General features: G+C 47.0%; 13 protein-coding genes, 6 tRNA genes and 12 pseudogenes. 11 read left to right on the top strand and 20 right to left on the bottom strand.

The features are described 5' to 3' along the window. Nucleotides 1–84: 84 nt before the first annotated feature. A pseudogene (locus tag ACD630_RS23835) lies at nt 85–486 on the bottom strand (EscU/YscU/HrcU family type III secretion system export apparatus switch protein); the annotation flags it as partial. A gap of 299 nt (nt 487–785) precedes the next feature. Beyond that, nucleotides 786–1,079: pseudogene (locus ACD630_RS23830) on the bottom strand (integrase core domain-containing protein); the annotation flags it as partial. Nucleotides 1,080–1,111: 32 nt separating this feature from the next. Here ACD630_RS23830 and ACD630_RS23825 point away from each other — a divergent pair. Beyond that, nucleotides 1,112–1,579, top strand: coding sequence for an IS630 transposase-related protein (locus ACD630_RS23825; RefSeq protein WP_430360869.1), 468 nt, complete (start codon nt 1,112–1,114; stop codon nt 1,577–1,579). Beyond that, nucleotides 1,492–1,932: an IS630 family transposase gene (locus ACD630_RS23820; RefSeq protein ID WP_430361266.1), complete on the top strand. Its 441-nt coding sequence runs from the start codon at nt 1,492–1,494 to the stop codon at nt 1,930–1,932. The genes ACD630_RS23825 and ACD630_RS23820 overlap by 88 nt, the downstream gene beginning before the upstream one ends. A 21-nt stretch (nt 1,933–1,953) precedes the next feature. Here the strand turns inward: ACD630_RS23820 and ACD630_RS23815 are convergent. The 3 genes and pseudogenes from ACD630_RS23815 to ACD630_RS23805 all read right to left on the bottom strand — a co-directional run. Beyond that, nucleotides 1,954–2,799 (bottom strand): annotated as a pseudogene (locus ACD630_RS23815) (helix-turn-helix domain-containing protein); the annotation flags it as partial. 84 nt (nt 2,800–2,883) lie between these two features. Continuing rightward, nucleotides 2,884–3,222: an EscU/YscU/HrcU family type III secretion system export apparatus switch protein gene (locus ACD630_RS23810; protein WP_430360868.1), complete on the bottom strand. Its 339-nt coding sequence runs from the start codon at nt 3,220–3,222 to the stop codon at nt 2,884–2,886. 134 nt (nt 3,223–3,356) lie between these two features. Further along, nucleotides 3,357–3,449, bottom strand: a pseudogene (locus ACD630_RS23805) (winged helix-turn-helix domain-containing protein); the annotation flags it as partial. A 395-nt stretch (nt 3,450–3,844) separates the two neighbouring features. Between ACD630_RS23805 and istA the strand changes: the two are divergent. Together istA and istB are read left to right on the top strand one after the other, a co-directional pair. Continuing rightward, nucleotides 3,845–5,008, top strand: a pseudogene (gene istA, locus ACD630_RS23800) (IS21 family transposase). A gap of 8 nt (nt 5,009–5,016) precedes the next feature. Then, a pseudogene (istB, locus tag ACD630_RS23795) lies at nt 5,017–5,812 on the top strand (IS21-like element helper ATPase IstB). A gap of 57 nt (nt 5,813–5,869) precedes the next feature. On the opposite strand, the pseudogene ACD630_RS23790 reads toward istB, so the two are convergent. After that, nucleotides 5,870–6,055: pseudogene (locus ACD630_RS23790) on the bottom strand (helix-turn-helix domain-containing protein); the annotation flags it as partial. A gap of 576 nt (nt 6,056–6,631) precedes the next feature. On the opposite strand from ACD630_RS23790, the gene ACD630_RS23785 reads away from it, so the two are divergent. Beyond that, a complete protein-coding gene (locus tag ACD630_RS23785; RefSeq protein ID WP_430360867.1) occupies nt 6,632–7,795 on the top strand; it encodes a phosphoadenosine phosphosulfate reductase family protein in 1,164 nt (387 codons plus the stop codon). A gap of 45 nt (nt 7,796–7,840) precedes the next feature. Here the strand turns inward: ACD630_RS23785 and ACD630_RS23780 are convergent. Further along, nucleotides 7,841–8,108 (bottom strand): annotated as a pseudogene (locus ACD630_RS23780) (GlpM family protein); the annotation flags it as partial. Between the two features lie 60 nt (nt 8,109–8,168). On the opposite strand from ACD630_RS23780, the pseudogene ACD630_RS23775 reads away from it, so the two are divergent. Both ACD630_RS23775 and ACD630_RS23770 read left to right on the top strand, forming a co-directional pair. Further along, nucleotides 8,169–8,519: pseudogene (locus ACD630_RS23775) on the top strand (IS5 family transposase); the annotation flags it as partial. A gap of 30 nt (nt 8,520–8,549) precedes the next feature. Beyond that, complete coding sequence (locus ACD630_RS23770; protein WP_430360866.1) at nt 8,550–8,708, top strand: hypothetical protein; 159 nt, start codon at nt 8,550–8,552, stop codon at nt 8,706–8,708. A 119-nt stretch (nt 8,709–8,827) separates the two neighbouring features. Here ACD630_RS23770 and ACD630_RS23765 read toward each other — a convergent pair. The 6 genes and pseudogenes from ACD630_RS23765 to ACD630_RS23740 form a co-directional block, all read right to left on the bottom strand. Continuing rightward, a tRNA-Gln gene (locus ACD630_RS23765) sits at nt 8,828–8,902 on the bottom strand. Between the two features lie 6 nt (nt 8,903–8,908). Further along, nucleotides 8,909–8,985 (bottom strand) — tRNA-Met (locus tag ACD630_RS23760). Between the two features lie 159 nt (nt 8,986–9,144). Then, nucleotides 9,145–9,219, bottom strand: a tRNA-Gln gene (locus ACD630_RS23755). A 39-nt stretch (nt 9,220–9,258) separates the two neighbouring features. Beyond that, nucleotides 9,259–9,343, bottom strand: a tRNA-Leu gene (locus ACD630_RS23750). Nucleotides 9,344–9,352: 9 nt separating this feature from the next. Next, a tRNA-Met gene (locus tag ACD630_RS23745) sits at nt 9,353–9,430 on the bottom strand. A 279-nt stretch (nt 9,431–9,709) separates the two neighbouring features. Then, nucleotides 9,710–9,859: pseudogene (locus ACD630_RS23740) on the bottom strand (hypothetical protein); the annotation flags it as partial. Nucleotides 9,860–9,988: 129 nt separating this feature from the next. Between ACD630_RS23740 and ACD630_RS23735 the strand changes: the two are divergent. From ACD630_RS23735 to ACD630_RS23720, 4 genes and pseudogenes are all read left to right on the top strand, one after another. Then, nucleotides 9,989–10,336 (top strand): IS630 transposase-related protein, encoded by a 348-nt coding sequence (locus ACD630_RS23735; protein ID WP_430360865.1) that lies wholly within the window; start codon nt 9,989–9,991, stop codon nt 10,334–10,336. A gap of 3 nt (nt 10,337–10,339) precedes the next feature. Further along, nucleotides 10,340–10,810, top strand: a complete 471-nt coding sequence (locus ACD630_RS23730; protein WP_430361265.1) for an IS630 family transposase — start codon at nt 10,340–10,342, stop codon at nt 10,808–10,810. After that, nucleotides 10,735–10,896: a hypothetical protein gene (locus ACD630_RS23725; RefSeq protein WP_430360863.1), complete on the top strand. Its 162-nt coding sequence runs from the start codon at nt 10,735–10,737 to the stop codon at nt 10,894–10,896. Before ACD630_RS23730 ends, ACD630_RS23725 begins: the two co-directional genes overlap by 76 nt. Beyond that, nucleotides 10,845–11,183, top strand: a pseudogene (locus ACD630_RS23720) (transposase); the annotation flags it as partial. The gene ACD630_RS23725 and the pseudogene ACD630_RS23720, both read left to right, overlap by 52 nt. Before the next feature lie 35 nt (nt 11,184–11,218). Here the strand turns inward: ACD630_RS23720 and ACD630_RS23715 are convergent. The 7 genes and pseudogenes from ACD630_RS23715 to ACD630_RS23685 form a co-directional block, all read right to left on the bottom strand. Beyond that, nucleotides 11,219–11,294 (bottom strand) — tRNA-Gly (locus ACD630_RS23715). A 172-nt stretch (nt 11,295–11,466) separates the two neighbouring features. Next, nucleotides 11,467–12,015, bottom strand: a complete 549-nt coding sequence (pgsA, locus tag ACD630_RS23710; protein ID WP_430360864.1) for a CDP-diacylglycerol--glycerol-3-phosphate 3-phosphatidyltransferase — start codon at nt 12,013–12,015, stop codon at nt 11,467–11,469. Nucleotides 12,016–12,056: 41 nt separating this feature from the next. After that, nucleotides 12,057–12,395, bottom strand: a pseudogene (locus ACD630_RS23705) (transposase); the annotation flags it as partial. Further along, nucleotides 12,344–12,505 (bottom strand): hypothetical protein, encoded by a 162-nt coding sequence (locus tag ACD630_RS23700; protein ID WP_430360863.1) that lies wholly within the window; start codon nt 12,503–12,505, stop codon nt 12,344–12,346. The pseudogene ACD630_RS23705 and the gene ACD630_RS23700, both read right to left, overlap by 52 nt. Next, nucleotides 12,430–12,888 (bottom strand): IS630 family transposase, encoded by a 459-nt coding sequence (locus tag ACD630_RS23695; RefSeq protein WP_430360862.1) that lies wholly within the window; start codon nt 12,886–12,888, stop codon nt 12,430–12,432. The genes ACD630_RS23700 and ACD630_RS23695 overlap by 76 nt, the downstream gene beginning before the upstream one ends. Continuing rightward, a complete protein-coding gene (locus ACD630_RS23690) occupies nt 12,885–13,250 on the bottom strand; it encodes an IS630 transposase-related protein (protein ID WP_430360861.1) in 366 nt (121 codons plus the stop codon). The genes ACD630_RS23695 and ACD630_RS23690 overlap by 4 nt, the downstream gene beginning before the upstream one ends. Before the next feature lie 284 nt (nt 13,251–13,534). Then, entirely contained in the window at nt 13,535–14,626 is a 1,092-nt protein-coding gene (locus ACD630_RS23685; RefSeq protein WP_430360860.1) for a hypothetical protein, read from the bottom strand. Between the last annotated feature and the right edge of the window lie 10 nt (nt 14,627–14,636).

Below are 14,636 nucleotides of genomic sequence, written 5' to 3'. Positions count from 1 at the left end.
ACAATTCACCGAGAATGCAGATAGTAATGAATACAAGTACTATCATACTGTTCCCTGATGAAGCACGGGTACAAAAAAAACGTACTATTGTTTCTTATCACATAATTCCCCTCCAGAATCTTCCAATGGCAATTCTTGAGAAACCTTACCATAAAACTCATCATTATCATTATTCCCCTCAAATGCATCCAATTCTTCAAGCTCAACACGGCGCAGCAATATCAATATATCCATAACAGCCATAAGCGCATCGTCGTTTATTGAAATAAAGCTATATGCAGTGTAGCTACTATAAAGTTTTCTTGCCAACTTCACATCACGAACAACCGGTATCCCTTCTTTTTCCGCATAGGCAATTGCTGCCTGCGCCTTCATGTTTGAGCATCTCAAAGAGATAAACGGTAAATAAGCCACATCCATATTAAAATAAATGGCGACTGCAATATGCGTTGGATTCGCCATGACAACTTCAGAGTTTCGGAGGCTTTGTTGAATAAATAGATTTTATGCTGGCAGCCCAGTGAAACGACGGATCCTCGCAACGTAAAATCATGCAGTTAGGCATCATGAGAAAAGTGTACACCTGAGATGTACAAGCATTTTCAACCAAAACTGGCTTGGCAAAACAGCATGATTACCTATTATTCAACAAAGTCAGTTTCGGATTGCAGTTTGCTCTTCAGCTGAGAGAATTTCATGGTGTGCGCGACGTCGAGCTCGCTTAATTTGTACTAGCTCAGACCAGATCTGACAGTTACCGATTATTTATACAGGTGTCTGTCAGATTACATCTGGTTCAGATTCTTTTCTGCCCAGCTCCGTTTTCCATCGAGTAAAGTGGCCATCGGCGTACGCCCGCAGCACATTTTTCCCTGATGAGTTCGCTCATTATTGTAATGCCACAACCAGTTGTCCAGATCTACCTGCAGACTTTCCAAGTCTCCATATAACTTCTTGCGGAACGTAACCTGATAAAAATCCTGCAAAATGGTTTTATGGAAGCGCTCGCAGATGCCGTTCGTCTGCGGAGAGATCGCCTTCGTTTTCGTATGCTCGATATCGTTGATAGCCAGATATAGCTAAACGACTTAATTTTGATTACATTATTTAAATGAGCTATTCAATTGATTTTAGACGTAAAGTGATATCTACACGGGAAGAAGAAGGGTTGAGTATCCGAGAAACAGCGAAGCAATTTCGGATTGGCCCTGCCTCTGTATCGCGTTGGATTCATCAAATAGCGTCAAAAGCATCGACCACGCCTCAGCGAAAGATCGATAAATCCGAGTTGATAAAAGATGTTGAACCATATCCAGATGCTTACCAAAAAGAACGTGCAGAGCGTTTTGGCGTTTGTCAGAAGGCCATTTGGCAAGCTCTTAAAAAGCTGGGATTGACCTATAAAAAAACTCTACGCCATCCGAAAGCCGACGAAAGCGCCCGGCAAGCATTTCAACAAAAAATACAACAGTATGAAAAAAAGGTAAACCTATTGTTTTTATTGATGAAAGTGGTTTTCCACACGATACCCCACGAACTCACGGCTATTCCCCAAAAGGTCAACGGTGTTTTGGACTGAAGAACGGGGGAGCCAAGGGAAGAACAAATGTTATCGGCGCGTTATTAGGCACAACGCTGTTTGCTATCGGATTATTTGATATCAATATTAACAGCGATGTTTTCTATTCCTGGGTCACACAAGTCCTTATCCCAGTACTCCCTAAAAACAGGGTAATCGTGATGGACAATGCAACTTTTCACAAAAAACATAATATTCAACAAGTCATCATCGATGCAGGGTATATGGTGGAGTATTTGCCTACATATTCGCCAGATCTTAACCCCATTGAGCATAAATGGGCACAAGCAAAAAGCCAAAAAAGAGAGAGTGGTTGCGATACAGAGATTTTGTTCTCAGTCCATATGGTGTAATCAAAATTAAGTCGCTTGGCTATAAAGCTGATAATCATGCTGCTCCACTTTACCACAGTACTCCGTACCCCTGTCGGTCAGTATTCTCAGCACCGGCAGTCCCTGAGCCTCGTAGAACGGGAGTACGCGATCATTGAGCAGGTCGGGGGCGGTGAGCGGTGTTTTATTCGTATACAGCTTGCAGTGCGCCACTTTCGAGTACGTATCCACGAACGTCTGTTGGTAGATATGGCCCACCCCCTTCAGATTGCCCACGTAGAAGGTGTCCTGCGAGCCCAGATACCCGGGATGTGCCGTCTCGATTTCACCGCAGGCCTCATCATCGTGCGCCTTCTTCTCCAGGGCTGAGATTTGAGCGTCGGTAAGGACAATGCCTTCTCTGGCGACCTTTTCCTCAAGCGCCTTCAGGCGCTTACGGAAGTTCTCCAGGTCGTGTCGTTGCCAGATGGAGCGCACGCTGCTGCCGGAGATAAACACGCCTTTTTTACGCAGCTCATTACTGGTCCGGTGCTGCCCATGGGGCGGGAACTCAATAGCATAATCAACAACCGTGCGTTCAGTGGCTTCGTCGGCGCGGTTCTTCAGGTTCGGAACCCGGCGGTTCTGGTGAACCAGCGCATCAATGCCGCCTTCAGCAGCCAGTTCCTGATATAGCCAAGCGACATTATTTTGATAACAATTAGCTGTATTTTTTGCTACATATCAGGGCATTGGCTGTAATCATTTTTAAGTCGGTTGGCTATAACGGTAAAATGTATCGCGTGACACGCCCATGCTCTTGCAGGCTTTTGATACGTTACCGAGTTCTTCGGCGAGATTGAGTAGGCCGGCTTTGTGTTTGATAATGGGATTGTTAGTATGAAGCATGAGAGTTACCTCGCGTTTTGTTTAAGGATTAAACACCCATATCAAAACCGGTAACTCCCAACCTTTCAAGGTCCAGTGTCAGATCTAGTCGCGACTAATACACTTAATTTCAGGATTACCATCCAACTCTTTTCGCTCTTGTTTTACCTCATGCTTATCCATCTTCATCTCTCTGATATAGAGAAAGTACTCAACAATGAATTCCGCCAATAAAACCAGCAACGACCAAAGGATAAAAAACAATATACTTTTTATTGTGACGGATACCCAATAGGGAATTAATTGCATAAGGGTGCCATGATAAACTGAAAGTATGTTTTTCAATTCGTTAACTATAATAGTATAACAAGTTCCAAACAATACGCCCAGGTACAAAAACGATTTGGCTTTGTTGAATAATAGGTAATCATGCTGTTTTTCCATGCCAGTTTTGGTTGAAAATGCTTGTCATCTCAGGTGTACACTTTTCTCATGAGGCCTAACTGCATGATTTTACGTTGCGAGGATCCGTCGTTTCGCTGGGCTGCCAGCATAAAATCTATTTATTCAACAAAGCCGGAGAAACCATGACGGTGCAACCACTCGTTCATGCCGGGAATACTGAATCGGATAGCCCAGCGATGTTCGACATAAGCCACGATGGGCTTTGTCGAATAATAGGTAATCATGCTGTTTTTCCATGCCAGTTTTGGTTGAAAATGCTTGTCATCTCAGGTGTACACTTTTCTCATGATGCCTAAGTGCATGATTTTACGTTGCGAGGATCCGTCGTTTCACTGGGCTGCCAGCATAAAATCTATTTATTCAACAAAGGCGCCACGATGTCGTGGGTATGATGGAAGAGATGTTGAGATAACTAGCTGATTAAGAGCGCAGCCTTTTCAGCACAAAGCCGACTTGCAGACCCACCGTTTTCAGGTTTAAGTTTGCGAGTGTTGACGTAATGTCAGCGCCAGTGATATAAGACGGTAATTCACCATTTGGATTGTCCGCTCCACCCAACATGTTGTTTCCTTGAGGTTCTCACACCAGAAAAGACATCAGCATGCTGAGCAGAGAGGACTTTTACATGATAAAGCAAATGCGCCAGCAGGGTGCGTATATTGTCGATATTGCCACTCAGGTTGGTTGCTCTGAGCGGACTGTCAGACGCTACCTGAAATACCCGGAACCTCCGGCCAGAAAAACACGCCACAAAATGGCCAAACTCAGGCCGTTCATGGACTATATCGACATGCGTCTGGCAGAGAACGTCTGGAACGGCGAGGTCATCCTCGCGGAAATTAAAGCGATGGGTTATACCGGTGGACGCTCCATGTTGCGTTACTACATCCAGCACAAACGTAAGATGCGGCCATCGAAGAAAACGGTTCGCTTCGAAACTCAGCCCGGTTAGCAGCTTCAGCATGACTGGGGGGAAGTTGAGGCTGAGGTTGCCGGGCAACGATGCAGGGTTAACTTCGCGGTTAACACGCTGGGGTTCTCATGTTGCTTCCATGTCTTCGCGGCACCAAAACAGAATGCTGAACATACCTATGAGTCACTGGTTCTCGCCTTCCGTTACTTCGGCGGCAGCGTGAAAACCGTGCTGGTCGATAACCAGAAAGCCGCAGTGCTGAAAAATAACAACGGGAAGGTGGTGTTCAACTCCGGGTTCCTGCTGCTGGCTGATCACTATGGCTTCCTGCCACGGGCTTGCCGCCCGCGAAGGGCCAGAACCAAAGGTAAGGTAGAGCGGATGGTGAAATACCTCAAGGAGAACTTCTTCGTCCGGTACCGCCGGTTCGACAGCTTCGCCCATGTTAATCAGTTACTGGAGCAGTGGATGGCTGACGTTGCCGACAGGAGGGAACTTCGCCAGTTCAGGCAGACACCGGAACAGCGCTTCACTCAGGAACAAGTGCATCTGCAGCCGTTACCGGATACTGACTTTGATACCCGTTACTTCGATATCCGGCATGTCTCCTGGGATGGCTACATAGAGGTTGATAGGAACCGTTACATCGTGCCGGAAAGCCTGTGTGGCCACCCGGTCTCAATACGGATCTCGCTGGATGATGAACTGAGGATCTACTGTAATGAGCAGCAGGTGGCATCGCACCGGCTCTGTTCGGCTGCATCCGCCTGGCAGACCGTGCCGGAGCATCACGCCCCGCTCTGGCAGCAGGTCAGTCAGGTGGAACATCGGCCGCTGAGTGCGTATGAGTAGCTGTTGTGATGCATGAACTGGAGATACTGCTGGGTCATCTGAAAATGGAACATCTGGGCTACCACGTCGAAAGCCTGCTGGAGCAGGCGGCCAAAAAATAGCTGAACTACCGCGAGTTCCTGTGCTTGGCGCTGCAACAGGAATGGAACGGGAGACATCAGCGCGGTATGGAGTCCCTGCTGAAACAGGCCCGCTTCCCGTGGGTCAAAACGCTGGAGCAGTTCGACTTCGGCTTCCAGCCAGGTATCGATCGTAAGGTCGTCCGGGAACTGACCTAGCTGGCGTTCGTGGGGCGCAGCGAAAACGTGATCCTGCTGGGGCCGCTAGGTGTGGGCAAAACGCACCAAGCAGTAGCACTGGGGGTCAAAGCGGCTGATGCCGGTCACCGGGTGCTGTTCATGCCACTGGATAAGCTGATCGCCACACTTATGAAGGCAAAGCAGGAAAACCGGCTGGAGAAACAGCTACAGCAGCTTGGTTACGCCCGGGTACTGATACTGGATGAGATAGGCTATCTGCCGATGAGCCGTGAGGAAGCCAGTCTGTTCTTCCGGTTGCTGAACCGTCGGTATGAAAAAGCGAGCATCATGCTGACGTCAAATAAAGGGTTCGCCGACTGGGGAGAGATGTTCGGCGATAACGTGCTGGCAACAGCAATCCTGGATCGGCTGCTACACCACTCAACTACACTGAACATCAAAGGAGAAAGCTACCGGTTAAAGGAAAAACGCAAAGCCGGAGTGCTGGCAAAAAAACGCCACGCCAGTCAGTGATGATGAAATGGCGGAAAGCGGGCAACATTAATGAGCAATAGCGGACATTAAAAATGGCGAAAAATGGCCAATAATCTTGGCGTTGACAGTAATCGTTGATATGTTGGTTTACCATCGTTTCGTGCAGACGCAGAGCTTGCGCAATCATCGCAGAGGTCCAGCCTTCGGAGGCCAGCAGGACGGCTTTGATGCGATCACAAACACGCTTATCACGACTGGTGTCATGAAGGTGTTCGAGTTCGGCTTTTTGCTTGTCGGTAATAAATATCTTCATAGTGGGTGAGCATGATCTTCTTACCGCGTAAAATGAAGCGTCTTCAATGATCACGGGTATAAACCAGTAATAACTGCTAAGGCCATGACTATTTCCCTATAAAAATTTGCAATTAATTGAGGCTTTGTTGAATAATAGGTAATCATGCTGTTTTTCCATGCCAGTTTTGGTAGAAAATGCTTGTCATCTCAGGTGTACACTTTTCTCATGAGGCCTAACTGCATGATTTTACGTTGCGAGGATCCGTCGTTTCGCTGGGCTGCCAGCATAAAATCTATTTATTCAACAAAGCCATTAATTGAGCGAAAAATGACAAAAAATGACGAAAAAAAGTTTATATTAACGACCATGAAAATACACACGCAGAGGGTTATCACATTCATCAACCCTAAATAAATAACAAAATATCAAACAGTTAGAGCAGGCCAGAGAAGAAAGGTCTTTTTGTCAACATGTTATTTTTAACAAACATGATAAAGAGATTCATTTCTTACATTAGCTATACAAAATATAAAAACGTCACAGTTCGCTATCAGTCGGCAACCCAGAAAAAACTTTACCGCCAGGGCCAATGAGATGAAAGAGCTACATTCCATATCCAACGTTTTTGATGCAGCGCTATTACGCCTTGATATCGTTTTCAGTGATTATGAAAAAGTGTGTATCTCCTTATCTGGAGGGAAAAGTTCAACGGTATTATTACACCTCGCCGCTACGGTTGCTAAAGCTCACGGTAAGAAAATCACAGTATTGTTTATTGACCAGGAGGCTCAACATACGCAAACTATTTCGCATATACAACGCTTGAAACAGCTATATCGCGAGGTAATTGAACATTTTTATTGGATTGCGCTGCCGCTCACAACTGAAAATAACCAGCCCTATCACTCCCGCACCTGGATATCGTGGGAAGATAACGTTGAATGGTGGAGAATTCCCCCAGCAGACACTATTACAGATCAACATCTCTTTCCGTTTTACCATTATGCGATGGCAGAGAGCAATTTTACTTCTGGGTTTCTGAATTGGCTCTCCTCTGGAAAAACCCTCGCCTTCGTCATGGGAACACTGTCCAACGAGGACGCCAATAACGATAGCCAACCGACACAAAAAAGCTATGGCGAAGATAGCAACGAACTCCTGTCTACATCAGAGACCAGCGGCCAGATTCATACGCTCTATCCTCTGTTTGATTGGCAGTCGCAAGATGTCTGGTTATTTAATAGCCTGTCAAAAGCGCCTTACAACCCCTTGTATGACCTCATGTATCGCTCTGGTGCACCACGCAGCAACATGAAAATCCAGGAGCCTTTCGAACAGCAAACCACAGAAATTTTTCCGCGTAAGGCAGACCATCCGCAACAGGCCACGTTTAGCCGCGCTAGCCCGTGTGATAACGCCCGCAAACCCAGCGAAGAGACATGGCAAAACCATGCCACATTTCTCTTGAACTCAATGCCGCAGAAAATGGCAGATCAATTCCGCGTCAACATCGCTCAGTACCTCAGTTGGCATCGTTCACGCGGCTTTCTGACGTGCATACCAGATGAAGAGGCATGCGCTACCGAGGAGCACGATATCGTGTCGTGGGAAAAGATTTGCACCATGATCCTGAATAACGATTATCGCAGCCTAGCTCTGACTGCCTCATCCTCACCTTCTGAGGACGCGACGTTTTGCTGTAACAGAAAGAAATCACGCAGAAGACGCAGTAATAACAATGAAGCCATCTTTCTGTGATATCCGCGCTCATTATTAAGGAATCCGATCGCTGCGGGATATGCCCTATTGGTTATAGAAGTGCGCCCAGACTTTGATCAATACAAACGCAGAAGCGCTCCAACAGACCACTGCGGATAGCAGTGCCAACGGCAGCTTCATGGATGCAGTAAAATAGTAGAGCGATATCAGGTAAATCAGATAGGGAATGATCGGCCAGATGCCAAACAAGAATGGTGGCTCGCAGCGCTTCTGTACCGCGCTCTGTTCCCACTATGTAGTGGGCAATTAAGGCAAAGGTCGGAAACAGCGGGATCAACCCCGCAATATAGTAGGCTGTGTCCCTTAATTGCTTGAGCTATAGTATCCATCTGTTTCTACGACACTTTTGATTATGGCTCGCTACGATCTTTCTGATGAAGCATGGGTAATCATTGAGCCCTTGTTGCCAACCGTTTTGACATCTCCGCGGGCCGGCCGGCCGTGGGCAGAACATAGAAAAATCTTCAACGGTATGTTCTGGATACTGTGTTCAGGCTCACCATGGCGTGATTTACCTGAACGTTACGGCCCATGGAAAACCGTTTATAACCGTTTCAATAGATGGTCAAAGTCTGGAATCATTAACATTATTTTCAATAAGTTACTTTCATTTCTTGATGCTCATGGACTTGTTGACTGGTCAGCCACTGCGCTGGATGGCAGTAATATTCGTGTGCTCAAATGTGCGGCTGGCGCTCAAAAAAACATCTCGATATAGCCAACAGACTTAAAAATGATTACAGCCAATGCCCTGATATGTGGCAAAAAAATACAGCTAATTGTTATCAAAATAATGTCGCTTGGCTATAGAATCGGCTATCATCGCGCTAAAGGCGCTATTAGCATTTTTGGCGCTGATCCGCATTTTCCTGACATCATGCTGGAAACGTAACTAAGGCCACCGGGTTACCGCCTGGTGGCCTTTAATCGTTTATTGAATAACGGATGAAAGCAAGCAGGGCGACGTCTTTCGACTGTCGCCCTGCTTCTCGCTGTGTTACCAGCATTTTTTGGCTGGGGTACGAGGATTCGAACCTCGGAATGGTGGAATCAGAATCCACTGCCTTACCGCTTGGCGATACCCCAAAAATGTGGTGGCTACGACGGGAATCGAACCTGTGACCCCAGCATTATGAGTGCTGTGCTCTAACCAGCTGAGCTACGTAGCCAAATAGTACATCTTGATTTTTTGCTTTTCAATAAAAACTTTTAACTTCAATCACATGGCTGGGGTACCTAGATTCGAACCAAGGAATGCCGGTATTAAAAACCGGTGCCTTACCGCTTGGCGATACCCCAACAACGTGCAATCCGATGCGGCATTAAGGTGGCTGGGGTACCTGGATTCGAACCAGGGAATGCCGGTATCAAAAACCGGTGCCTTACCGCTTGGCGATACCCCAATACCCTAACATGCCTTGTTGCTTATAACCGTGAAGGAATGGTGCGGGAGGCGAGACTTGAACTCGCACACCTTGCGGCGCCAGAACCTAAATCTGGTGCGTCTACCAATTTCGCCACTCCCGCAAGAAAAGATGGCGGCATACGACGGGAATCGAACCTGTGATCCCAGCATTATGAGTGCTGTGCTCTAACCAGCTGAGCTACGTAGCCATCTTTTCCGCGTCACCTTCATCGGCGTTGCGGGGCGCATTATGCGTAGTTGGCCGAATTGCGTCAACACATTTTTTCCCTAAAAACGCCTGTGACGGTTCGTTTGTTTGGGTTGTGAACAGTATGATGAGAAAAGCGACAATAAAACAGGTTTTCCTGCAACAAAATGAAAAAAAACGGGCCCATAAAGGGCCCGTTTTTTTTCGAGTCAATCACCATAAGGCAATGTTCTATAACGGCTACGCTCAGTACGCTGATTAGTGAACGCCAGCTGCACGACCTGAAGGATTCATCCCATTCGATCGCTTTTGCCGAAGAACAGGCAACAGAAGGGCCTCTAGGCACGCATTCTGCGGCACTTGGTACCGGGAACAGCTCTTCGAAGATTTCACGGTACAGGTAGCCTTCTTTGGACGTTGGCGTGTTGTATAGCCAAGCGACATTATTTTGATAACAATTAGCTGTATTTTTTTGCCACATATCAGGGCATTGGCTGTAATCATTTTTAAGTCGGTTGGCTATATAGCTAAAAGACTTAATTTTGATTACATTATTTAAATGAGCTATTCAATTGATTTTAGACGTAAAGTGATATCTACACGGGAAGAAGAAGGGTTGAGTATCCGAGAAACAGCGAAGCAATTTCGGATTGGCCCTGCCTCTGTATCGCGTTGGATTAATCAAATAGCGTCAAAAGCATCGACCACGCGTCAGCGAAAGAGCGATAAATCCGAGTTGATAAAAGATGTTGAACCATATCCAGATGCTTACCAAAAAGAACGTGCAGAGCGTTTTGGCGTTTGTCAGAAGGCCATTTGGCACGCTCTTAAAAAGCTGGGATTGACCTATAAAAAAACTCTACGTCATCCGAAAGCCGACGAAAGCGCCCGGCAAGCATTTCAATAAAAAATACAACAGTATGAAAAAGAAGGTAAACCTATTGTTTTTATTGATGAAAGTGATTTTCCACACGATACCCCACGGACTCACGGCTATTCCCCAAAAGGTCAACGGTGTTTTGGGCTGAAGAACGGGGGAGCCAAGGGAAGAACAAATGTTATCGGCGCTTTATTAGGCACAACGCTGTTTGCTATCGGATTATTTGATACCAATATTAACAGCGATGTTTTCTATTCCTGGGTCACACAAGTCCTTATCCCAGTCCTCCCTAAAAACAGGGTAATCGTGATGGACAATGCAACTTTTCACAAAAAACATAATATTCAACAAGTCATCATCGATGCAGGGTATATGGTGGAGTATTTGCCTACATATTCGCCAGATCTTAACCCCATTGAGCATAAATGGGCACAAGCAAAAAGCAAAAAAAGAGAGAGTGGTTGCGATACAGAGATTTTGTTCTCAGTCCATATGGTGTAATTAAAATTAAGTCGCTTGGCTATACCTATGGCTTCAGGCGCTGGAGACGTTCGGTGGGACATGGGATCACCGCTATCCGCAGATAAGCCGGAGCTGGCAGTTAAACTGGGCCAACCTGTCGACATTCTTCTCGTACCCGCAGGAACTTCGCAAGGTAATCTACACGACGAACGCCATAGAATCACTGAACAGCGTGCTCCGGCATGCAATCAAGAAACGCAAGCTGTTCCCGACTGATGACTCGGTGAAGAAGGTCGTATGGCTGGCAATCCAGGCGGCATCACAGAAATGGACGATGCCCTTACAGGACTGGCGTATGGCAATGAGTCGCTTTATTATCGAGTTCGGTGACCGCCTTGACGCTCACTTCTGAGGAAAGGCATTTACACAAAATCTTAAACAGGCTCTTGGAGCGGGAAACGAGACTCGAACTCGCGACCCCGACCTTGGCAAGGTCGTGCTCTACCAACTGAGCTATTCCCGCATCATGCTATAAACACTAGCCATCGTAACACTATATAAGATCAATATATACTGCTACCTGGTTAGCGTTGGTCACCAACCTGTCCATGGCGAGCATTTTACTGACCCACTCTGACCAGTCAATAAAATTATCCCTTACCGCTCATCAATTGCTGTTTTTTACGACGTAGAGGTCAGGAATCCAGCAAATCACGCCACGCGGCACTCAAATACTGGAACATGGACCAAAAGGTTAACACGGCGGCAATGTAGAGTGCGATAATGCCCGCGCCTTCGACCATACGCTCAGGGCGCCAGAGTAGACCAACTAGCGCCAGCATTTGCGCCGTTGTTTTCACCTTTCCGACCCAAGACACCGCAACGTGACTGCGTTTGCCAATCTCAGCCATCCATTCGCGCAGAGCGGAAATAATGATTTCGCGCGCAATCATCGTGGCGGCTGGCAAAGTTATCCACCACGCATGGTAATGCTCTGCCACCAGTACTAATGCTACCGCAACCATCACCTTGTCAGCCACCGGATCGAGAAAGGCACCAAAGCGCGTGGTTTGCTTCAAACGGCGCGCCAGAAAACCATCAAACCAGTCGGTAACCGCCGCGGCCACAAAAATAAAGGCGCACAGCAGCGGTGCACAATTAAAAGGGAGATAAAATGCCAGCACAAAGAATGGAATAAGGACAACGCGAAACAGAGTTAGCAATGTTGGTATGTTCAATTGCATAGGGATTGAGCCTGTTTAAGATTTTGTGTAAATGCCTTTCCTCAGAAGTGAGCGTCAAGGCGGTCACCGAACTCGATAATAAAGCGACTCATTGCCATACGCCAGTCCTGTAAGGGCATCGTCCGTTTCTGTGATGCCGCCTGGATTGCCAGCCATACGACCTTCTTCACCGAGTCATCAGTCGGGAACAGCTTGCGTTTCTTGATTGCATGCCGGAGCACGCTGTTCAGTGATTCTATGGCGTTCGTCGTGTAGATTACCTTGCGAAGTTCCTGCGGGTACGAGAAGAATGTCGACAGGTTGGCCCAGTTTAACTGCCAGCTCCGGCTTATCTGCGGATAGCGGTGATCCCATGTCCCACCGAACGTCTCCAGCGCCTGAAGCCATAGGTATAGCCAAGCGACTTAATTTTAATTACACCATATGGACTGAGAACAAAATCTCTGTATCGCAACCACTCTCTCTTTTTTTGCTTTTTGCTTGTGCCCATTTATGCTCAATGGGGTTAAGATCTGGCGAATATGTAGGCAAATACTCCACCATATACCCTGCATCGATGATGACTTGTTGAATATTATGTTTTTTGTGAAAAGTTGCATTGTCCATCACGATTACCCTGTTTTTAGGGAGTACTGGGATAAGGACTTGTGTGACCCAGGAATAGAAAACATCGCTGTTAATATTGATATCAAATAATCCGATAGCAAACAGCGTTGTGCCTAATAACGCGCCGATAACATTTGTTCTTCCCTTGGCTCCCCCGTTCTTCAGGCCAAAACACCGTTGACCTTTTGGGGAATAGCCGAGAGTCCGTGGGGTATCGTGTGGAAAACCACTTTCATCAATAAAAACAATAGGTTTGCCTTTTTTCATACTGTTGTATTTTTTGTTGAAATGCTTGCCGGGCGCTTTCGTCGGCTTTCGGATGACATAGAGTTTTTTTTATAGGTCAATCCCAGCTTTTTAAGAGCGTGCCAAATGGCCTTCTGACAAACGCCAAAACGCTCTGCACGTTCTTTTTGGTAAGCATCTGGATATGGTTCAACATCTTTTATCAACTCGGATTTATCGCTCTTTCGCTGACGCGTGGTCGATGCTTTTGACGCTATTTGATTAATCCAACGCGATACAGAGGCAGGGCCAATCCGAAATTGCTTCGCTGTTTCTCGGATACTCAACCCTTCTTCTTCCCGTGTAGATATCACTTTACGTCTAAAATCAATTGAATAGCTCATTTAAATAATGTAATCAAAATTAAGTCGTTTAGCTATATCTACACATCATAAAGGGTTAAAAACCACCATAGCGAAGTGGGCAAGTTCTTCCGGGGTATAGTCTGCTAATAACGTCAAGGTATTTAGCAGGATGGATAGTCCGGCAAGCAGCGCTGGGGCGCTTTCTTTACGCCCTCGTTTTTGTTGTCATCCGGATAATCGGCAAATTAACTGACGGGCTGCCGCATTGTCGTCTCCTTCAGCGCGTTGCAGCCGCCATACCAGCACACATGCCATGCTAGATGCTAGATGCTAGCTATCAATAACCTGCGTAGCAGGGCACCAGCACTGCGCTGAAGGCATTTTTCTACATCATGACCGGCACCTTTCAGCAGCTTAAAAAAGGATTCAATACCCCAGCGCCAGTAATACCAGCGAGCGACTTCCGCGCTGGTGATCTCGTTGCTAACGTTTGTGAGCAGCGTCCAGCGTCCGATAAATTTACCGTGAGTATCGGTAAGGCGAACCACAACTAATCTGAGTGTCAGAGCTACGCCTGGCTGAACTTTCACTCGCCGTCCGGTGTTCTTGTCTTTCCGCTTCGGTTTTGCTGTTCGCGTTATGATCACGGATGTTTCCCCGATCTCCATATTGGCTTTTTTCCCTTTCCAGCCAACCTGTCCGTTTGCGATAAATGGCAGATCGTCTGCAATTTCACCAATTTTACGGGTGTCACCGCCCCACTCGGCCCGATGCCCTTCCTTTCCCCGGATAAGCCAACATATTCCCTGGGAGCTTAATGTGCGCATATGCCCGATAGAGTTACCTTCACGGTCAATGAGATGAACTAACTTCTTCCCGGTATCAAGAAACTCAACGCGGGCGATATCAGCCGTCAAAGCATCCATATGAGTCAGACTCTCAGACAAGCCCTCGGTTAGCGTTGAACGACAACCCGCCCTACCGGTTAGAGTTTGAGACAGGGGCGCTATTGGTAAACCATTTGCAGCATCAACCAGTAGGCGGGTTTGTGGTTCATAACCGACGTCGCCACCATGCGTCATTTTCAAACGTTCTTCTTTCCCATTGTGGGTACGAAACTGTAAATGAGACCAGTCGTGAACGACGGGAGCGTATGGATGCGGGCTAAGTGCAACCTGCCGGAGAGCCAGCGAAATAATCGGTTCATTGAGCTGAGTGAAGCTAATACGTTCATTATTAAAAAAACGCCAAACGGCCTGAGTAGTGGCGAATGTTGTTTTCTGCGCGCAGGCAAGGTCTTTAACGGCTGACGCCAATGGTGCTGCGGGAGTCATGTGTTGCTTAAGCAGACGCCGATAACGCCGGTTAAGGCGGGCATCAATCCCGCCGATGGATAAGTTGAGATCATGCAGCAACGTAATAGCG

It is taken from the genome of Symbiopectobacterium sp. RP, assembly GCF_050472005.1.
Lineage (GTDB): Bacteria > Pseudomonadota > Gammaproteobacteria > Enterobacterales > Enterobacteriaceae > Symbiopectobacterium.
Note: the sequence above shows the minus strand (reverse complement) of the source record. Positions and strands in the feature narration are given on the sequence as shown.